General features: G+C 65.9%; 17 protein-coding genes. 7 read left to right on the top strand and 10 right to left on the bottom strand.

Features of this window, described 5'->3' with window-relative positions; translation table 11 throughout:
- Nucleotides 1-3: 3 nt before the first annotated feature.
- Nucleotides 4-771: a glycosyltransferase family 2 protein gene (locus TK49_RS14425; protein WP_045787317.1), complete on the bottom strand. Its 768-nt coding sequence runs from the start codon at nucleotides 769-771 to the stop codon at nucleotides 4-6.
- A gap of 11 nt (nucleotides 772-782) precedes the next feature.
- Between TK49_RS14425 and TK49_RS14420 the strand changes: the two genes are divergently transcribed.
- The 3 genes from TK49_RS14420 to TK49_RS14410 all read left to right on the top strand — a co-directional run bounded on the left by TK49_RS14420 (nucleotide 783) and on the right by TK49_RS14410 (nucleotide 4,445).
- A complete protein-coding gene (locus TK49_RS14420; RefSeq protein ID WP_045787316.1) occupies nucleotides 783-2,039 on the top strand; it encodes an O-antigen ligase family protein in 1,257 nt (418 codons plus the stop codon).
- Nucleotides 2,040-2,131: 92 nt separating this feature from the next.
- Complete coding sequence (gene msbA, locus TK49_RS14415; RefSeq protein WP_240479987.1) at nucleotides 2,132-3,799, top strand: lipid A export permease/ATP-binding protein MsbA; 1,668 nt, start codon at nucleotides 2,132-2,134, stop codon at nucleotides 3,797-3,799.
- Nucleotides 3,800-3,848: 49 nt separating this feature from the next.
- A complete protein-coding gene (locus TK49_RS14410) occupies nucleotides 3,849-4,445 on the top strand; it encodes a peroxidase-related enzyme (protein WP_045787314.1) in 597 nt (198 codons plus the stop codon).
- Between the two features lie 13 nt (nucleotides 4,446-4,458).
- On the opposite strand, the gene TK49_RS14405 is transcribed toward TK49_RS14410, so the two are convergent.
- Nucleotides 4,459-5,358, bottom strand: a complete 900-nt coding sequence (locus TK49_RS14405) for a LysR substrate-binding domain-containing protein (protein WP_045787313.1) — start codon at nucleotides 5,356-5,358, stop codon at nucleotides 4,459-4,461.
- Nucleotides 5,359-5,447: 89 nt separating this feature from the next.
- Here TK49_RS14405 and mdlC point away from each other — a divergent pair, with 89 nt between their 5' ends.
- The 4 genes from mdlC (at nucleotide 5,448) to TK49_RS14385 (ending at nucleotide 10,975) form a co-directional block, all read left to right on the top strand.
- Nucleotides 5,448-7,037, top strand: a complete 1,590-nt coding sequence (mdlC, locus tag TK49_RS14400) for a benzoylformate decarboxylase (protein ID WP_045787312.1) — start codon at nucleotides 5,448-5,450, stop codon at nucleotides 7,035-7,037.
- Nucleotides 7,037-8,521, top strand: coding sequence for an aldehyde dehydrogenase (locus tag TK49_RS14395; RefSeq protein ID WP_045787311.1), 1,485 nt, complete (start codon nucleotides 7,037-7,039; stop codon nucleotides 8,519-8,521). The genes mdlC and TK49_RS14395 overlap by 1 nt, the downstream gene beginning before the upstream one ends.
- Nucleotides 8,522-8,533: 12 nt before the next feature.
- Nucleotides 8,534-9,469 carry a ketopantoate reductase family protein gene (locus tag TK49_RS14390; RefSeq protein ID WP_045787310.1) on the top strand — a complete coding sequence of 312 codons (936 nt, stop codon included), beginning with the start codon at nucleotides 8,534-8,536 and terminating at the stop codon, nucleotides 9,467-9,469.
- Between the two features lie 114 nt (nucleotides 9,470-9,583).
- A complete protein-coding gene (locus tag TK49_RS14385; RefSeq protein ID WP_045787309.1) occupies nucleotides 9,584-10,975 on the top strand; it encodes an MFS transporter in 1,392 nt (463 codons plus the stop codon).
- A gap of 22 nt (nucleotides 10,976-10,997) precedes the next feature.
- Here TK49_RS14385 and rng read toward each other — a convergent pair whose 3' ends face one another.
- The 8 genes from rng to TK49_RS14345 all read right to left on the bottom strand — a co-directional run bounded on the left by rng (nucleotide 10,998) and on the right by TK49_RS14345 (nucleotide 18,258).
- Complete coding sequence (rng, locus tag TK49_RS14380) at nucleotides 10,998-12,467, bottom strand: ribonuclease G (protein ID WP_045787308.1); 1,470 nt, start codon at nucleotides 12,465-12,467, stop codon at nucleotides 10,998-11,000.
- A gap of 125 nt (nucleotides 12,468-12,592) precedes the next feature.
- Nucleotides 12,593-13,216: a Maf family protein gene (locus tag TK49_RS14375; protein WP_045787307.1), complete on the bottom strand. Its 624-nt coding sequence runs from the start codon at nucleotides 13,214-13,216 to the stop codon at nucleotides 12,593-12,595.
- The gene (gene rlmH / locus TK49_RS14370) at nucleotides 13,213-13,683 is read right to left on the bottom strand and encodes a 23S rRNA (pseudouridine(1915)-N(3))-methyltransferase RlmH (RefSeq protein WP_045787306.1); all 471 of its coding nucleotides are present in this window, start codon (nucleotides 13,681-13,683) and stop codon (nucleotides 13,213-13,215) included. The genes TK49_RS14375 and rlmH overlap by 4 nt, the downstream gene beginning before the upstream one ends.
- 21 nt (nucleotides 13,684-13,704) lie before the next feature.
- A complete protein-coding gene (gene rsfS, locus TK49_RS14365) occupies nucleotides 13,705-14,328 on the bottom strand; it encodes a ribosome silencing factor (protein ID WP_045787305.1) in 624 nt (207 codons plus the stop codon).
- Between the two features lie 72 nt (nucleotides 14,329-14,400).
- A complete protein-coding gene (locus tag TK49_RS14360; protein ID WP_045787304.1) occupies nucleotides 14,401-15,111 on the bottom strand; it encodes a nicotinate-nucleotide adenylyltransferase in 711 nt (236 codons plus the stop codon).
- Nucleotides 15,108-16,016, bottom strand: a complete 909-nt coding sequence (gene hemF, locus TK49_RS14355) for an oxygen-dependent coproporphyrinogen oxidase (RefSeq protein WP_045787303.1) — start codon at nucleotides 16,014-16,016, stop codon at nucleotides 15,108-15,110. Before hemF ends, TK49_RS14360 begins: the two co-directional genes overlap by 4 nt.
- A gap of 153 nt (nucleotides 16,017-16,169) precedes the next feature.
- Nucleotides 16,170-17,438, bottom strand: a complete 1,269-nt coding sequence (gene purD / locus TK49_RS14350; protein WP_045787302.1) for a phosphoribosylamine--glycine ligase — start codon at nucleotides 17,436-17,438, stop codon at nucleotides 16,170-16,172.
- A 94-nt stretch (nucleotides 17,439-17,532) separates the two neighbouring features.
- Nucleotides 17,533-18,258 carry a YebC/PmpR family DNA-binding transcriptional regulator gene (locus TK49_RS14345; RefSeq protein WP_045787301.1) on the bottom strand — a complete coding sequence of 242 codons (726 nt, stop codon included), beginning with the start codon at nucleotides 18,256-18,258 and terminating at the stop codon, nucleotides 17,533-17,535.
- Nucleotides 18,259-18,372: the final 114 nt, after the last annotated feature.

The raw sequence follows: 18,372 nt of genomic DNA, 5'->3' as shown, positions 1-18,372 counted from the left end.
TCATCAGCCGCGGTTGGTGGGCGCCTCGGCCATTCGCGCCAGGTGCCAGAGTTTGATGTATTTGTAGTAACTGGCTTGTGCGTTCATGCAAGCCACGCCGAAGCCCTGTACTCCATCCAGAACGCCGAGCCGCACAATGTATGTACGTACGAACGCCCACAGGCCGTGGGCGAGCGCCTGACCTGGTGTGGCGCGTTTTCCGGCCGCGTAGGCTTGACGCGCTCCGGCGCTCGAATACGCTTCGATCTTCCGCAGTACGTCTGAATAGTCTCGGTAGCTGTAGTGCAGGAGAGGATGCGCCAGCACGCCAGCCGCGCCTTGGAAGAGAAGCTTTTCGTGGACTAGGTCGTCCGAAAATCGGACCGCCCCGCGCCGGAAAAGCCTCACCACAGGGTCCGGGTACCAACCCCCGTGGCGGATGAACCGTCCGCAGAATTGCGACAGGCGCGGGATCGCGTAGACAGAGTGCTTTGCGGAGTCCATGGCTAAGAGGATGTCAGCACGCAGCTTGGGCGTGACACGTTCGTCGGCATCCAGGGAGAGTACCCATTCGGTGTCGGCCTTGGACAGCGCGAAGTTCTTTTGGGGACCAAAACCCGGCCACGAATCGGTGACGAAGACCTCTGCCCCGAAGCTTCGGGCAAGCTCGACTGTGCCGTCTGTGCTGCCTGAATCCACTATAATCGCGCGGTCGCACCAAGACACGCTTTCCAAACAAGCCCGCACGTTGTGTGCTTCGTTTTTGGTAATGATGACGACGGAAATTTTCATTGGGTTTGTCAATGACATTGAGTGCAACGCGCCTTCGTGCGTGGGTGGGCGGCATCGCTTTACTTTTCCCTTTCTTGCTGCTCTGCGTGCCCCGAGGGGCGGGCATATTTCTTGGCGCAACGGTGCTGGGCGTTGCCGTCGCGGGAAGAGGTTTGGGGCCGGCGTGGCGGCTGTTTTGGAGTGAGCTGCGTCCACTTATCTTTGCCATTTTAGCCGTACTGGCCGTCGTGCTGTTCTCTTGTTGGCACTTCGGCTTGACATGGAACTGGATGGATAATCCGTCGCGGTTGCTCATTGCGGTGCTTATCGGCGTTCTCGTTGTTTGTGCGCGGCCTGATCCGGGGTGGCTTTGGCGTGGCATCAATGGAGCCCTTTTTTCGGTACTGGCAATCGTCGCGTTTCAGCGATGGAGTCTCGGCGATATGAGGCCCTCGGCATGGGTGCAGCCGATTGCGTTTGCGAACATGGTCGCGGCCTTGGGCTTAATCGGCTTCATCCGGCCGGGCGTGACGCGGCGCACGCACGCAGCCGCCTGGCTTACGGTTGGGTTGGCGTTGGCGGTGCTGGTGTTGAACGGAACGCGGGGCGGATTGCTCGCACTGCTGGTTCCAATGCCGGTGCTGCTGTTCGTGCGTCATCCTTCCCTGAAGGGACCGAAGTTTGTCGTCGCGATCTCTGGCCTTGTCCTGGTGCTTGCAGCGCTCTATGCAGTGGTGGACGGAAAGGGTGCAGGGCGCTTCGCGCAAGTCCAGTCGGAGATACAGCAGTTTCATAAGGGTAGCGTTGATACGTCAGTTGGTGCGCGTTTGGCCTTGTGGGGCATCGCTATTGACACAGTGCTTGCAAAGCCGTGGGTCGGGACCGGTGTGGGGCAGTTCCATACGGCTGTCAAGACGTCACGATATTGTGTCAATCCTGCGGACCACCCAGAAGTCTGCCGTCTGGGTCACGCGCACGATGACATGCTCGAGGCCGCTGCGACGATGGGGCTCCCTGGCTTGATTGCGGTACTGGCCATCTTTCTTGTTCCCGGATGGCTGTTTGCGAAGTTCCGGCGTATCTGTCGCCAAGCCGGTAACCGGTTGGGCGAACGGCTCGCAATCTCCGGGATGGCTGTCGTTGTGGCTAGTCTGATCAGTGGATTGACCCAGGTCACGATGGCTCATCAAGCCAACGCTGTTTTTTACGCCGGCATTACCGGGCTCCTGCTGGGGCTGACGGTAGTTCAGGCGCGTTTTCCTCACCGAGGTGAGGCGGAGTCGATGTGACGCAGCAAAATCAAACGACTACAACCAGCACCCAGACTTTCAAACGTGTGTGGGGGTATCTCAAGCCAGAACTCACCGCGTTCATCCTCGCCATGGTCGCCATGGGCGTGGTGGCTGCCACCGAAGGGATCATCCCCAAGGTCGTGAAGGATCTGCTGGACCAGGGCTTCGGGGGCGAATACGCCGGCAAGCTGTGGCAGGTGCCGGCCATGCTGGTTGGCATTGCCGTGGTACGCGGCGTGGCGCAGTTTGCGTCCACGTACCTGCTGAGCCTGGTGTCGAACAAGGTGCTGCTGAACCTGCGCATGAAGATGTTCGAGCGCCTGCTGCAGGCTCCCGCGTCGTTCTACCAGCGCAACACGGCGGCGTCGATCATCAATGCGGTGATCTTCGAGGTGAACCAGGTGCTGCAGGTGCTGACCGGTGTGTTCATCACGCTGGTGCGCGACTCGATGACGGTGCTGGCGCTGCTGGTATTCCTTTTCTATACCAACTGGCGCCTGACGCTGGTGGTTGCGGTGATTCTGCCGATCATCGGCCTGCTGATGTCGCGCATCAACCGCCGGTTGCGTTCCCTCAACCGTGAGAGCCAGAACCTGACCAACCAGGCCGCCTACGTGGTGGAAGAGGCCGTGGGCGGCTACAAGGTCGTCAAGCTGCACGGCGGCGAGGCGTATGAGTCGCTGCGCTTCAACGCCATGACGAATCGGCTGCGCGGCTATGCCATGCGCGTGGCGGTGGCCGGCGGCCTGAACCAGCCGGTCACGCAGTTCCTGGCGGCGCTGGCGCTGTCCATCATCCTGGCGATTGCCATGCTGCAGGCGCAGGCCAACCAGACCACGGTGGGCGGCTTTACCGGTTTCGTGATGGCGATGCTGCTGCTGATCTCGCCGCTCAAGCACCTGACTGACGTGAACCAGCCGCTGCAGCGCGGGCTGACTGCCGCCGAGTTCATCTTCGGACTGATCGACACGCCGATCGAACCGCAGGAAGGCGGCAAGCGCATTGACCGCGCGCGCGGCGACATCCGCTTTGATGACGTCACGTTCCGCTACGGCCACGACGGCAAGGCAGCGCTCGACAGCATTGACCTGCACGTCAAGCCCGGCGAGGTCGTCGCGCTGGTGGGGCCGTCCGGCAGCGGCAAGACCACGCTGGTGAACCTGCTGCCGCGCTTCTTCGATCCGACCTCGGGCACGATTTCGCTCGACGGCGATGCGCTGGCCGATCTGTCGCTGCACGACCTGCGCCGCCAGATCGCCTTCGTGAGCCAGGACGTGGTGCTGTTCAACGACACCATCGCCGCCAACGTAGCCTATGGTGCACGTGATGCGTCGGAGATCGACATGGCCCGCGTGCGCCGCGCGCTCGAGGCTGCTTACCTGACCGATGTGGTGGACAACCTGCCCGAGGGCATCGACACCAACATCGGCGACAACGGCTCGAAGCTCTCCGGCGGCCAGCGTCAGCGTCTGGCGATCGCACGGGCGATCTACAAGGACGCGCCGATCCTGATCCTGGACGAAGCGACTTCGGCGCTCGATTCCGAATCCGAGCGCCAGGTGCAGGCCGCACTCGAACGCCTGATGGAGGGCCGCACGACGCTGGTCATCGCGCACCGCCTGTCGACGATCGAGAATGCCGACCGCATCGTCGTGCTCGAGCACGGCAAGATTGCCGAAGCCGGCACGCACCGCGAACTGCTCGAGCGCGATGGGCTGTATGCTGGATTGCATCGCATCCAGTTCGCCACCCAATAAGCGTTGCCTCGGGCGGCGTGCGCAGGATGCTCAAACCAAAGGAGACATCATGACGACCACCACGCCGCCCATCAGCCGGTTCCCCGTTCCTGAACTGGCCGACATTCCTGAAGACATCCGCGCACGCATCCTGGAAGTGCAGGAGAAGACCGGCTTTGTCCCGAACGTCTTTCTCGCGCTGTCGCATCGGCCCGACGAGTGCCGTGCGTTCTTCGCCTATCACGATGCCCTGATGCTGCGCGAGGGCAGCAGCCTGACCAAGGGCGAGCGCGAGATGATCGTCGTGGCCACCTCGGGCGCCAACCAGTGCCTGTATTGCGTGGTCGCGCACGGCGCCATTCTGCGCATCTACGAAAAGAACCCGCTCGTGGCGGACCAGGTGGCCGTCAACTACCGCAAGGCCGACATCACGCCGCGCCAGCGCGCGATGCTTGATTTTGCGATGAAGGTCTGCACCGCCTCGCACACCGTCACCGAGGCCGACTACGACGCGCTGCGTGCGCACGGCTTTGACGACGAGGACGTCTGGGACATCGCCGGCATCACGGCCTTCTTCGGCCTGTCGAACCGCATGGCGAACGTGATCTCGATGCGGCCGAACGATGAATTCTTCCTGATGGGCCGGCTGCCGCGCGACAAGAGGTAGGGCGGCAGTTCGCTCAGGCCGTCAGGGTGCGCAGCGCTTCGAGCAGCTTGACGGCCGGGCTTGGCAGGATGCCGTGACGACGCCGGAATGCCGTGAGCGTGCGGCGCGATACGAGACCGGGAATGGGCAGCGGTTCGATCACGCCGGCGCGGCGTTCGGCGTCGATCATCGGCTCGGCCATCCAGCTCAGAAAGCCGGAGCGCGCCACCAGGCTTTTCAGCGCCGTCACCGAGCGCGTTTCCACCACAATGTTCGGCAGCCCCAGACCGGCGGCCTCGAACACCTGCCGCACGTGCTCGAATGGGGCGGTGCCGCGCGGTGGAATCGCCCAGGGCGCCTCCAGCGTATCGGCCAGGGTCAGGGCAGGGCGCTTGTGCAGCGCGTGCTCGGGTGAGGCCACCACGAAGCTGGCGTCCTCCCAGCGGCAATCTGGGATCGCCACGATCTCTTCCGTATCGGGCATCGCCATGGACAGCGCGAGATCGATCTCGTGCTTGACCAACCCTTCGGCCAGCCGGTCCCACACCCCCTCCAGAATCTCTACGCGCAGGTTGGGCCAGCGTGCCACGACCGTGCCCACAGCCAGCGGCAGGACATGGCTCGCAATGCTGCCGACTGCGCCCACGCGGATGGTGCCCTTGGCCAGCCCCCGCATCGCGTCGATCTCTTCGCGTGCGTAGTCCGCCTCGCGCTGCAACAGCGCCGCATGCGGCAGCAGCGCCTCGCCGATGGCGGTCATCTGCATGCCCTTGGCGTGCCGATCGAACAACGGCGCACCGACCTCGTCTTCCAGCCGCTTGATGATGCGGCTCAGCGCCGGCTGGGTGACGTGCAGGATTTCGGCGGCGCGCCCGAGGCTGCCGGCCGAAACGATGGTGGTGAAGGCGCGTAATTGGCGCAGATCGAAAGGCATGCCAAAAGGTAATGACTTTTGGCCGAGAATTCAATATCGCGGCATGGGCGTGGCTCTCATACTGGGCACTTCAAACCAGGAGACGCTGCATGACCCGCACCTCGCTCGCGCTTGTGACCGTGCGCGACGCCACGATCGAATTGCTCCGCCGACTCGGCATGACGCATGTATTCGGCAACCCGGGTTCGACCGAGCTGCCCATGTTTCGCGACTTCCCCGACGATTTCCGCTACATCCTGGGCCTGCAGGAGGCCGTGGTGGTCGGCATGGCCGACGGCTACGCACAAGCGACCGGCAACGCGGCGCTGGTGAACCTGCATTCGGCGGCGGGCGTCGGCAACGCCATGGGCAACATCTTTACGGCCTTCAAGAACCGCACGCCGCTGGTGATCACCGCGGGGCAACAGGCGCGGTCCATCCTGCCGTTCGATCCGTTTCTCGCGTCCAGCCAGGCCACCGAGCTGCCCAAGCCGTATGTGAAGTGGAGCATTGAGCCGGCCCGCGCGCAGGACGTGCCGCTGGCGCTGGCCCGCGCGTATCACATCGCCATGCAGGAGCCGCGCGGCCCCGTGCTGGTGTCGATTCCGGTGGACGACTGGGATCAGCCGACGGAGCCCCTTGCCGTGCATGAGGTGGCCACCGCAGTGCGCCCCGATCCTGTCACGCTGGCGCGCATGGGTGAGGTGCTTGATGCCGCGCAGCGGCCGGCGTTCGTCGTGGGCGCGGCGGTCGACCGTGCCGGTGCGTGGGATGCCGTCGTGCAACTCGCTGAGGCCCACAACGCACGCGTATTCACGGCGCCGATGGCCGGGCGCGGCGCGTTCCCCGAAGACCACCGCCTGTTCGCCGGCTTCCTGCCCGCCATGCGCGAGAAGATCGTCAGCCTGCTGCAGGGGCATGACGTGGTGTTCGCGCTTGGCGCGCCGGCATTTACGTATCACGTGGAAGGGCGCGGGCCGCACGTGCCCGTGGGCGCGAAGCTGGTGCAGCTCATCGACGATCCGGCCACGGCTGCGTGGACGCCCGAGGGTATTTCGGCGGTGGGCAACATCCGGCTGGGCGTGCTCGACCTGCTTGCGCGTCCTGCACCGCCCGCGAGGCCATTGCCGCCGCCGCGAGCCGAACCGCCACCGGCGGAACCGAGGGCGCCCATGTCGGTGGCGTTCGTGCTGCATACGCTCAACGCGGTGCGCGGCCCCGCCGACATCGTCGTCGAGGAAGCACCGAGCGCCCGCGCGACCATGCAGACATATCTTCCGATGCGGCGCCCCGGTGCCTTCTACACCATGGACAGCGGCGGACTGGGCTACGGCATGCCGGCCGCCGTGGGTGTGGCGCTCGCCAGGCCAGGCACACGCGTGATCGGCCTCATCGGCGATGGATCGAGCATGTACTCCATCCAGGCGTTGTGGAGCGCGGCGCAGCTCAAGCTGCCCATGACCTTCGTGATTCTGAACAACCACCGCTACGCGGCGCTGCAGGATTTCGCGCCGGTGTTCGGCTTTGGGCCGGGCGACGCAGTGCAGGGCACGGACCTGCACGGCATCGATTTTGTCGGCCTGGCTCGTGCCATGGGCTGCACTGGCCAGCGCGTGAGCGACCCGCATGCGCTGGAAGCCGTGCTCCGCACCGCGTTGCAATCGGCCGGCCCCACCCTGATCGAAGTGGAGATTGCCTGATGACCCATACGAACATTGCCCCGCTGGAAGCGGCGCAGAACATTTCGATGCTGATCAACGGCGAGCGCATGCAAGCGGCCAATGGCGCGGTCTTCGAGCGTCGCAACCCGCTTGACGGTACCGTCGCCACGCGCGCGCCGGCGGCGACTGTGGACGATGCCCGTCGCGCAGTCGACGCCGCAGCTGGAGCGTTCCCCACCTGGGCCGCAATGGGACCGACGGAGCGCCGCGTGCTGCTGATGCGCGCCGCACAAGCGCTTGAAGCCAAGGGCGAGGCCTTTGCCGCAGCGATGGCGGCCGAAACAGGCGCCTCCGCACTGTGGGCCGGCTTCAACGTGCATCTGGCCGCAAGCGGCTTGCAGGAAGCCGCCGCCATGGTCACGCAGATTGCAGGCGAGATCATTCCGTCCGACGTGCCCGGCAGCCTCGCCATGGGCGTGCGCCAGCCGGCCGGCGTCGTGCTGGGCATCGCGCCGTGGAATGCGCCGGTCATCCTGGCCGTGCGCGCCATTGCATTGCCGCTGGCGTGCGGTAATACGGTCGTGCTCAAGGGCTCGGAAGTCTCGCCCGCCACGCACGGGCTCATCATTGAAGCCTTGCAAGAGGCGGGCTTGCCAAACGGCGTCGTCAACTTCGTGACGAACGCCCCGGCCGACGCGGGCGCGGTCGTGGAAGCGATGATTGCCCACCCGGCCGTGCGGCGCGTCAACTTCACGGGCTCCACGCGCGTGGGCCGGATCATCGCGCAGACGTGCGCGACGTATCTGAAACCCGCGGTGCTGGAGCTCGGTGGCAAGGCCCCGCTGCTGGTGCTGGCCGATGCGGACATCGACGCTGCGGTGGATGGCGCGGCCTTCGGCGCGTTCGCCAATTCCGGCCAGATCTGCATGTCCACCGAGCGCATCATCGTCGACCAGTCGATCGCCGATGCGTTCGTTGCCAAGCTGGCGGCCAAGGCCGCGGCGCTGCCGTTGGGCGATCCGCGCAAGGGTCCGGCGGTGCTCGGCTCGGTCGTTGACATGAGCACGGTCGAACGCTGCAATCACCTCATCGACGACGCACTCGCCAAGGGCGCCAAGCTGCTGTGCGGCGGCAAGGCAGACAGCACACTGATGCCTGCCACGCTGCTCGACCACGTCACGCCCGACATGCTTATCTACGCCGAAGAATCGTTCGGCCCCGTCAAAGGCATCGTGCGCGTGAGCGGGGACGATGCCGCCGTCGCCTGCGCGAATGACAACGCGTACGGCTTGTCGTCCGCCGTGTTCAGCCGCGATGTAGCGCGCGCCATGAACGTGGCGCGCCGCATCGAATCGGGCATCTGCCACATCAACGGGCCGACCGTGCACGACGAAGCGCAGATGCCGTTCGGCGGTGTCAAGGCGAGCGGCTTTGGGCGCTTTGGCGGCCGCGCCGGCGTGGCGGAGTTCACGGAGCTGCGCTGGATGACCGTGCAGACCACACCGCGCCATTACCCGTTCTGAGCCGAGACCGCTATGAAGATCGCCATTCTCGGTGCGGGTGCCATGGGCTCGCTGTTTGGCGGGCTGCTGGCCGAAGCCGACCAGCACATCACGCTGCTCGACATCAACGATGCGCATCTGCATGCCATCTGCACGCACGGCCTGCGACTGGAGACCGATACCGGTGACCGTCAGGTCCGCAACCTGCAGGCGCAGCGGCCGGGCGACGCGACAGAGGTGCCCGATCTGCTGATCGTCTTCACCAAGTCCATGCACACGCGGGCAGCGCTTGCCAGCGTGCGTCATCTCATCGGCGCATCCACGCATGTGCTGACGCTGCAGAACGGCCTCGGCAATGTCGAGGCGCTGGCGTGCGTCGTGCCACAGGAGCGCATCTTCGTTGGCGTGACGACGTGGCCGGCAGATCTTGCGGGCCCGGGCCACGTGCGCTCCCATGGCGCGGGCGTCATCCGGCTGATGACCGCAGACGGCGCGCCGCATCCGATGTTGGCACGCGTGGTCGATACGCTCTGCGCCGCCGGTCTGAACTGCCAGGCCGATGCCAATGTGTGGGGCGCCGTGTGGGAGAAAGTCGCCTTCAACGCCGCGCTGAATCCGCTGTGCACCGTGCTGAATCGGCCCGTCGACGCGCTGGGCGCGGTGGAAGACGGTCCGGCGTTGGCGTTGAGCATCGTGGGCGAAGTGCTGGCCGTGGCACGTGCGAGCGGCATTACGGTTGACGCCGCGAAGGTGAACGACAACGTGCGGCACGCGATCGTCGCGCATCGCGGGCACAAGCCCTCGATGCTGCAGGATGTGCTGGCCGGCCGCCCGACCGAGATCGAATCCATCAACGGCGCCGTGGTAGCCGTAGCGCGTCGGCATAGCGTGCCTGTGCCGCATACCGAGACCCTGATGCAGCTCGTGCGGCTCGTGCAGGCGCAGGTTCCGCATCCGCAGGCCCCTTAGGGCGACGCGGTATCCCGCTGTTCAATCGAAGGCGCGCAGACGCCACCTCAACGGAGACAACCACATGACGTGCAGTTCCAGATCGGTGAGCCAGGCGTCCCAGCGGAGGCCGGCATGAGCGAGAGCCCCACCACAATCGACGTCGGCTCGGTCCTCGACGATGGACCGTTTTCCCTCGCGCAGAAGATGGCGGTGCTGCTCGCGGCGTTCGCCATCGTCATGGACGGCTTTGACGGCCAGCTGATCGGCTTCGCCATCCCCGTGCTGATCAAGGAATGGGGCATCACGCGCAATGCGTTCGCCCCGGCAGTCGCCGCCGGTCTGATCGGCATGGGGCTGGGCAGCGCGCTGGCGGGCCTGTTTGCTGATCGGTTCGGGCGGCGCTGGGCGTTGATCGGCAGCGTTTTCGTGTTTGGCGTTGCGACGTGCTCGATCGGCTTTGCGCCCAACGTGGCGACGATTGCCGCGCTGCGCTTCATCGCCGGCCTGGGCATTGGCGGCGCGCTGCCAAGCTCCACGACCATGACGGCGGAGTTCACGCCCGCGCGCCGCCGCACGCTCGCCGTGACGGCCACCATCGTCTGCGTGCCTTTGGGAGGCATGCTTGCCGGTCTGTTTGCAGGCCACGTGCTGCCGCTTTACGGCTGGCGCGGGCTGTTCTGGATTGGCGGCGCGCTGCCGGTGGTGCTGGGGCTTGTGTTGGTGTTCGGATTGCCGGAATCGCCTCGCTTCCTGGCGCGGCGCCAGTCGCACTGGCCGCAACTGGCACGGCTGCTGTCGCGCATGCAGCGGGACGTGCCGCACCCCGTGGTGTTCACCGATGTTGCCGGCCAGAAGGTGATCCAGCATGCGAGCTTTCGCGCATTGTTCGCGCCGGGCCAGGCTCGGGATACCGTCGCGCTGTGGGCGGCGTTCTTCATGTGCCTTCTGGCCGTGTACGCCGCGTTCAGCTGGCTGCCGACGATGCTGGCATCCGAGGGGCTGAGTGTCGCGGTGGCGGGGCAGGGACTCACGGCATACAACCTGGGCGGCGTGATCGGCGCGCTGGTGTGCGCTGTCGCCATTGCGCGGTGGGGCTCGCGCTGGCCGATGGCGCTGTGCTGTGTCGGCGCGGCTGCGAGTGCGTTCGCATTGCAGGGCGTGGATGCAAGGCTCAATACCGGCCTGCTGATCGTCGGCCTCGGGCTGCACGGGCTGTTCGTCAACGCGGTGCAATCGACCATGTATGCACTGTGTGCCTACGTGTACCCCACGGCCGTGCGAGCGACCGGTACGGCGTCAGCTGTCGCGTTCGGGCGGCTCGGCGCCATCCTCAGCGCCTTTGCCGGCGCGCTTGTCATCACGGCCGGTGGCGCGGTGGCATACCTTGCGATGCTTGGGATCGCGATGCTGGTCGTGCTGGCCGCGCTGCTCGCCATGCGTGAGCAGATTCCACGTCTGACCGCGCGCGCGGCGCAACCCATGGCGAGCGCCCCTGTGGGGCACGGCCGGCCCGTCGAACCATAGGCGGCCCGCTGAAGCGGCGGTGCTACATCAGGATGATGTCGTACTGCTCCTGGCTCGCCGCAGACGACTCCACCTGCAGCGAGATCGGCTTGCCGATGAAGTCCCCCAGCATCGCGAGGTGCTGGCTTTCTTCTTCCAGGAACAGATCGATTACGGATTGCGAAGCCAGGATGCGGAATTCCCGCGGATTGAACTGCCGCGACTCGCGCATGATCTCCCGCAGGATGTCGTAGCACACCGTGCGCGGCGTCTTGACCTGCCCCTTGCCGTGGCACACCGGGCACTGCTCGCACAGCACATGCGCGAGCGATTCCCGCGTACGTTTGCGCGTCATCTCGACCAGCCCCAGCTGCGAGAAGTTGTTGACCGTGATGCGCGTGCGATCGCGCGCCAAGGCCTTGCGCAGCTCGGCAAGTACGGCCTCGCGGTGCTCGGCGGACTCCATGTCGATGAAGTCGATGATGATGATGCCGCCGAGGTTGCGCAGCCGCAGTTGCCGCGCGATGGTGTGCGCGGCTTCCAGGTTGGTCTTGAAGATCGTGTCGTCGAAATTGCGCGCGCCCACGTAGCCGCCGGTGTTGACGTCGATGGTCGTCATCGCTTCGGTCTGGTCGATCATCAGATAACCGCCTGATTTCAGATCGACCCGCCTCGACAGCGCGCGCTCGATTTCCGCTTCGATGTTGTAGAGATCAAAGATCGGGCGCTCGCCGGTGTAGTGCGTCAGGCGTTCGACCACAGCCGGTGTGTATTCCTGCGCAAACTCGATCAGCTTCTGGTGGTTCTCGCGCGAATCGACCTGGATGCTGCGCGTCTCGTCCGTCACGAAATCGCGCAGCACGCGCTGCGCGAGGTTCAAGTCCTGATAGAGGATCGACGGCGCGGGCAGGGTGGTCGCGTTGTGGCGGATCGTCGCCCAGATCTTGCGCAGGTACGCCACATCGTTGGCGAGTTCTTCGTCGGTGGCTTCCTCGGCGATGGTGCGCACGATGAAGCCGCCGCGCTCGTCCGCCGGCACCATCGCGGTCACGCGGGCGCGCAGCGCTTCACGTTCGGCCTCGTTGCCGATCTTCTGCGAGATGCCGATGTGCGGATCTTGCGGCAGATACACGAGCGTGCGGCCGGCGATACTGACCTGGGTGGAGAGCCGCGCGCCCTTGGTGCCGATCGGGTCCTTGATCACCTGCACCATCAGCGCCTGGCCTTCGAAGAGCGTCTTTTCGATGGCCACCTGCGGCGTCGGCGGGGCGTCCTTGGCGTCCCGCGGGTGCCAGATGTCGGCCACGTGCAGGAACGCCGCGCGCTCCAGCCCGATATCGATGAACGCCGACTGCATGCCGGGCAGCACGCGCACCACCTTGCCCAGGTAGATGTTGCCGACGAGGCCGCGCGTGAGCGTGCGCTCGATGTGGAGCTCCTGGACGGCGGCTTGCTGGACGATGGCCACGCGCGTTTCTTGCGGCGTGATGTTGACGAGGATGTCTTCGGACATGGGGATACCTGGAGAGCGGGTTTCAGCACCCGCCTCTGGGCCGGGTCGGGCTGCCCGAAGCGTGTCTTGAAACCAGCTTCCGCACGCTGTCCGGAGCGTGGGTCCGCGGCCGGTCAGAGGGCGAATTACAGCGTGATGCCTGCTTGCGCGAGCAGTGCGGCGGTCTCGAACAAGGGTAGGCCCATGATACCCGAATAGCTTCCCGAAATATGGGAGACAAACGCGGCGGCGCGCCCCTGGATGCCGTAGGCGCCGGCCTTGCCGAAGGGCTCCCCGCTGGCGATGTAGCGGGCGATGTCGTTGTCCGTCAGCACCGCAAAGCGCACGTCGGAAATGGACAATGCGTGCATGGGCGTGCCGTCGGTCCTGACGACGGTGACGGCCGTCAGCACGCGGTGTTCACGTCCGGACATACCGCGCAGCATGCGGTGCGCATCGGCGGCATCGGCCGGTTTGCCGAGAATCTCCCCATCCAGGCACACCGTGGTGTCGGACGTGAGGATCGGCAGCGCGGGGAGGTGGCGGGCGGCGCGTCGGCGCACGGCGGCTTGCGCCTTCAACGCGCAAACACGCTGGACATAGTCGTCGGGCGTCTCACCGGGGAGGACGGCCTCCAGCGCTTCGGCGTCTTCGTCGCCATCGGGCAGCAGCAACGCGAAGCGCGCGCCGATCTGGCGCAGCAGTTCCTGCCGGCGCGGGCTTTGCGAAGCGAGATAGAGGTGCGGCGCGCCCGGCGCGTCCATGGTCATACGCGGTGGTACGGGTGGTTTTGCGTGATGCTCCACGCGCGGTAGAGCTGCTCGGCCAGCAGCACGCGCACCATGCCGTGCGGCAGGGTCAGGCTGGAGAGTCGCATCAGCATGCGCGCCTTGGCCTTGAGCGCCGGGTCCAGCCCGTCGGCACCGCCGATCACGAAGGCCACGTCACCGCCTTCCTGCTGCCATCCGGTGAGCGATTCAGCCAGCGCGACGGTGGTGAGGTCCTTGCCTCGCTCATCCAGCGCGATCATGCGGCAGCCCTTCGGCAGCGCGGCCTCGATGCGTGCAGCTTCGAGCTGCATGACGGTGGCGGCGGTGCGGCTGCCCGAGCGCTGCTCGGGCTTGATCTCGCGCAGTTCGATGCGCAGTTCGGGCGGCATGCGCTTGGCATATTCCGAGAAGCCGTCCTCGATCCAGGACGGCATCTTGTGCCCGACTGCGATGATCAGCAACTGCATGGCGGAAGGCCCGGCGCGGGATTACGACGCGCGCTTGGCTGCCGTCTTGGTTGCCGTTTTTGCGACGGTCTTGGTAGCGGTCTTCGTGGCGGACTTGGCGGTGCCGGCTGCGCGCTTGGTGGCGGGCTTCTTGGCGGCCGTCTTGGCAGGCGCCTTCTTGGCCGGTGCCGCTGCCTTGGTCGGGCGTTCGCCGGCGAGCTTCGGCTTGGTGGTGCGGCGCTTGGCCGGCGTGACGTCTTCGGCCTCGTCTTCCTCGTCGTCGTAGCCTTCGCTGGCCTTGGGCAGACCGCGCTTGCCGGTACCGCCAAGTTCGATGCGCACCGGCTTGTCGCCCCAGATCTCTTCCAGGTTGTAGTACTGGCGCAGTTGCGGCTGCATGATGTGGACCACGGCGTCGCCGCAGTCGACCAGCACCCACTCGCCCACGTCTTCGCCTTCCACGGCGATGATGTGGCCGCCGGCTTCCTTGACGGCGTCACGCACGGAGGCGGCGAGGGCCTTGGTCTGACGGTTCGACGTGCCGCTGGCGATGACCGTGCGGTCGAACAGCTCGGTCAGGTGCGTCGTGTTGAAGACCTTGATGTCTTGCGCCTTGACGTCTTCGAGCGCGTCGACGATCACGCGTTGTAGTTTGCGAATATCCATGCTGATTGAGAAGAACGTTTAAGGGCGAGAAAAGGTCAGGGAAAAGGTGCGTGAAAGCGGTCAATCACGCGGTCAAGCATTGACCGTGCCGTCGGCACGGCGGTACAGCGAATGCGATTGGATCAGGTCGGCCACCCCGGCGGGCAGGTCGGCGTCGCAGCGTTCGCCGGCGGCGAGCCGCTGGCGCAGGCGGGTGGACGACAGATCGACGGCCAGGGTCTGGTCGATCCACATGTGCCCGGCGGGTGCGCATTGTATCAATGCCGCATCGGCCCGGCGTGCGTCGAGTTCGCGTTGCACCGGCGCGTGCAGCGCCTGCAGGTCAAAACCGGGCCGTGTGGCTACGCACAGGTGCACGTATTCGAACAGGTCCTGCCAGCCGTGCCAGGTGTCCAGGCCGACGAGCTGGTCGGCGCCCATCAGCCACGCCATGGAGGTGTCGGGGCCATAGACGCCGCGCAATTCGCGCACGGTGTCGATCGTGTAGCTGGGGCCATGGCGGTCGACTTCCATGCTGCTCGCATGGACCTTGGCGCGCCCGCCGCGCACCGCCCTGGCGGCCAACTCGGTCATGGCCAGGCGCAGCGGAGCGGGCGTGATGTCGGCGGCTTTCTGCCACGACACGCCGGTCGGAATCCACAGCAGTTCATCGAGATCAAGCCGCGCGATGCACAGCTCGGCCAGGGCGATGTGGCCGACATGCGGCGGATCGAACGTGCCGCCCAGCAGGCCGAGACGATAAGGACGCCCAAGCGCGGGGCGGGCGAAGGCGGGAAGCGTCATACCCAGTCGCGCGCCGGCAGGAAATCGGTGTAGAGCGCGGCTTCGGGTGAGCCCGGCTCCGGCTGCCAGTCGTAGCGCCAGTTGGCCACGGGCGGCATCGACATCAGGATCGATTCGGTCCGCCCGCCGCTTTGCAGGCCGAACAGCGTGCCACGGTCGAACACGAGGTTGAATTCGACGTAGCGGCCGCGGCGATAGGCCTGGAATGCGCGCTCGCGCTCGCCGTAGGGCGTGGCGCGGCGTTGCTCGGCGATGGGGAGCCAGGCGGGCAGGAAGGCATCCCCCACGGAGCGCATCATCTCGAAGCTGCGCTCGAAACCGAGTTCGGCAAAGTCGTCGAAGAAAATGCCGCCGATGCCGCGTGCTTCCTTGCGGTGCTTCAGATAGAAGTAGTCGTCGCACCACCGCTTGAAGCGCGGATAGAGGTCGTCGCCAAACGGGGCGAGGGCGCTCTGGCACGTGCGGTGGAAGTGCGTGGCGTCTTCCTTGAAGCCGTAATAGGGCGTCAGGTCCATGCCGCCCCCGAACCACCAGACGGGTTCCGCATCGGGGCGCTTGGCGACGAAGCAGCGCACGTTCATGTGCACGGTCGGCACGTATGGGTTGCGCGGGTGGAAAACCAGCGACACGCCCATCGCCTCGAAACCGCGTCCGGCCAGCTCCGGCCGGTTTGCGGTGGCGGACGGCGGGAGCGTGTCGCCCATCACGTGCGAGAAGCCGACGCCGCCGCGCTCGAGCAGCGCCCCGCCTTCCAGGATGCGGGTGCGGCCGCTGCCGCGCAGGCGCTCGGTGGGCGGCTTCTCCCACGCGTCGGTGGCGAACGTGCCGCCGTCGAGCGTGCTTGCGGCGGTGGTGATGCGGTCCTGCAGGTCCAGCAGGTAGTCGCGGACGGCTTGGGTATCCATCAGTTGGGAAGGGGGCCGCCCGGGCGGCCAAGTCATGCGGTTGTCACCATTGTAGCGGGCGAGCCGCTTACAGCTGGGTGGGGATCACCCGAGGTGACGGAAGCCGCGCCCGGCGTGCGAGGCGCGGCATCAAGTGACGATTGCGTGGCGGGCTCAGTGGCGAATGGCGCGATGCCCGATGTCGGTGCGGTACTGGGCGCCGTCGAAGCGGATCTGCTCGACCACGCTGTAGGCTGCACGCTGCGCTGCCTTGACGGAGTCGGCCAGCCCGACCACGCACAGCACGCGGCCGCCGCTCGTGGTCAATTCGCCGTCCTTGAGCGTGGTGCCCGCGTGGAACGTGACGCTGTCCTCGGTTTCCTTCGGGATGCCGGTGATGACGTCGCCCTTGCGCGGGGCGTCGGGGTAGCCGTGGGCGGCCATGACCACGCCCAGCGCGGTGCGGCGGTCCCAGTCGAGCTCCATGCCGTCGAGCTTGCCGTCGATGGCGCGGTCGAGCACGTCGAACAGGTCGGTCTTCATGCGCGCCATGATGGGCTGCGTTTCCGGGTCGCCCATGCGGCAGTTGAACTCGAGCGTCTTCGGGTTGCCGTCGGCGTCGATCATCAGGCCGGCATACAGGAAACCGGTGTACGGGATGCCGTCCTTCTCCATGCCGCGGATGGTCGGCAGGATGATTTCGCGCAGCGCACGGGCGTGCAGCGTCGGCGTGACCACCGGCGCGGGCGAGTAGGCCCCCATGCCGCCCGTATTGGGGCCGGCATCGCCGTCGAGCAGGCGCTTGTGGTCTTGGCTCGTGGCCAGCGCCACCACGTTCTTGCCGTCGCACACGACGATGAAGCTCGCTTCTTCGCCGGCGAGGAATTCTTCGATCACCACGCGAGCACCGGCGTCGCCCAGGCGGTTGTCGGCCAGCATCATGTCGATGGCGCCGTGCGCTTCTTCAGCGGTCATGGCCACGACCACGCCCTTGCCCGCAGCCAGGCCGTCGGCCTTGATGACGATGGGGGCGCCTTCCTGGTCGACGTAGGCATGTGCCTGTGCGGCATCGCTGAAGGTCTGGTACTTGGCGGTCGGAATACCGTGGCGCTGCATGAACGCCTTGGCGAAATCCTTCGACGATTCGAGCTGCGCCGCCGCCTTCGTCGGGCCGAAGATGCGCAGGCCCTTGGCGCGGAAGAGGTCGACGATGCCGGCGGCCAGCGGCGCCTCGGGGCCCACCACCGTGAAATGGATGCCTTCGCGCTCGGCAAAGGCGGCCAGCACTTCCGGGTCCGTGATCGGCAGGTTCTGCAGGCGTTTGTCGAGCGCCGTGCCGCCATTGCCCGGCGCCACGTACACCACCTGCACCTTGGGCGAGCGTGCCAGCTTCCATGCCAGGGCGTGCTCCCGTCCGCCCGAACCGACGACCATCACTTTCATGCTGTACCTACCTGAGATTGCAAATCCGATTCGAAATCTGAAAAACAAAAACGGCGATCGTGAGGTCGATCGCCGTTATGCGCGCGTCCGGGGCTTATTCCCCGATGACCGCGTTGGTGAAGACTTCCTGCACGTCGTCCAGGTTCTCCAGGGCGTCGAGCAGCTTCTGCATCTTGACCGCGTCGTCGCCGGTGAACTCGACTTCGGTCTGCGGCTTCATGATGACTTCGGCCAGTTCGGCCTTGAAGCCGGCGGCTTCGAGCGCGGTCTTGACCTTGCCGAAATCGTTCGGCGGGCAGATGACCTCGAGCGAGCCGTCTTCATTGGTGACGACGTCGTCGGCGCCTGCTTCGAGCGCGGCGTCCATCAGCTTGTCTTCGGGCGTGCCCGGGGCAAAGATGAACTGGCCGACGTGGTCGAACAGGAACGCCACCGACCCCTGCGTGCCCATGTTGCCGCCGTGCTTGTCGAACGCGTGGCGGACTTCGGCCACGGTGCGCGTGCGGTTGTCGGTCATGCAGTCGACGATGACGGCGGCGCCGTTGATGCCGTAGCCTTCGTAGCGGATTTCTTCGTAGTTCGCGCCTTCCAGGCCACCCACGCCGCGCTGGATGGCGCGCTGGATGTTGTCCTTGGGCATGTTGGCGTCGGTGGCCTTGTCCATGGCCAGGCGCAGGCGGGGGTTGGAGTCGGCATCGCCTCCGCCCAGGCGGGCCGCCACGGTGATTTCCTTGATCAGGCGTGTCCAAACTTTGCCGCGCTTGGCGTCGGCAGCGGCTTTCTTATGCTTGATATTGGCCCATTTGGAATGACCGGCCATGAAACTCTCCGAGCGGAATGCAGTGGAATCTGGCGCGCAGATGGCGGTCCGACGCCACCTGCACGCTCTATAATCGGTCGCGGATTTTAGCATGCTGAACCCGACCGCCGCGCC

It is taken from the genome of Ralstonia mannitolilytica, assembly GCF_000954135.1.
Classification (GTDB): Bacteria; Pseudomonadota; Gammaproteobacteria; order Burkholderiales; family Burkholderiaceae; genus Ralstonia; species Ralstonia mannitolilytica.
Note: the sequence above shows the minus strand (reverse complement) of the source record. Positions and strands in the feature narration are given on the sequence as shown.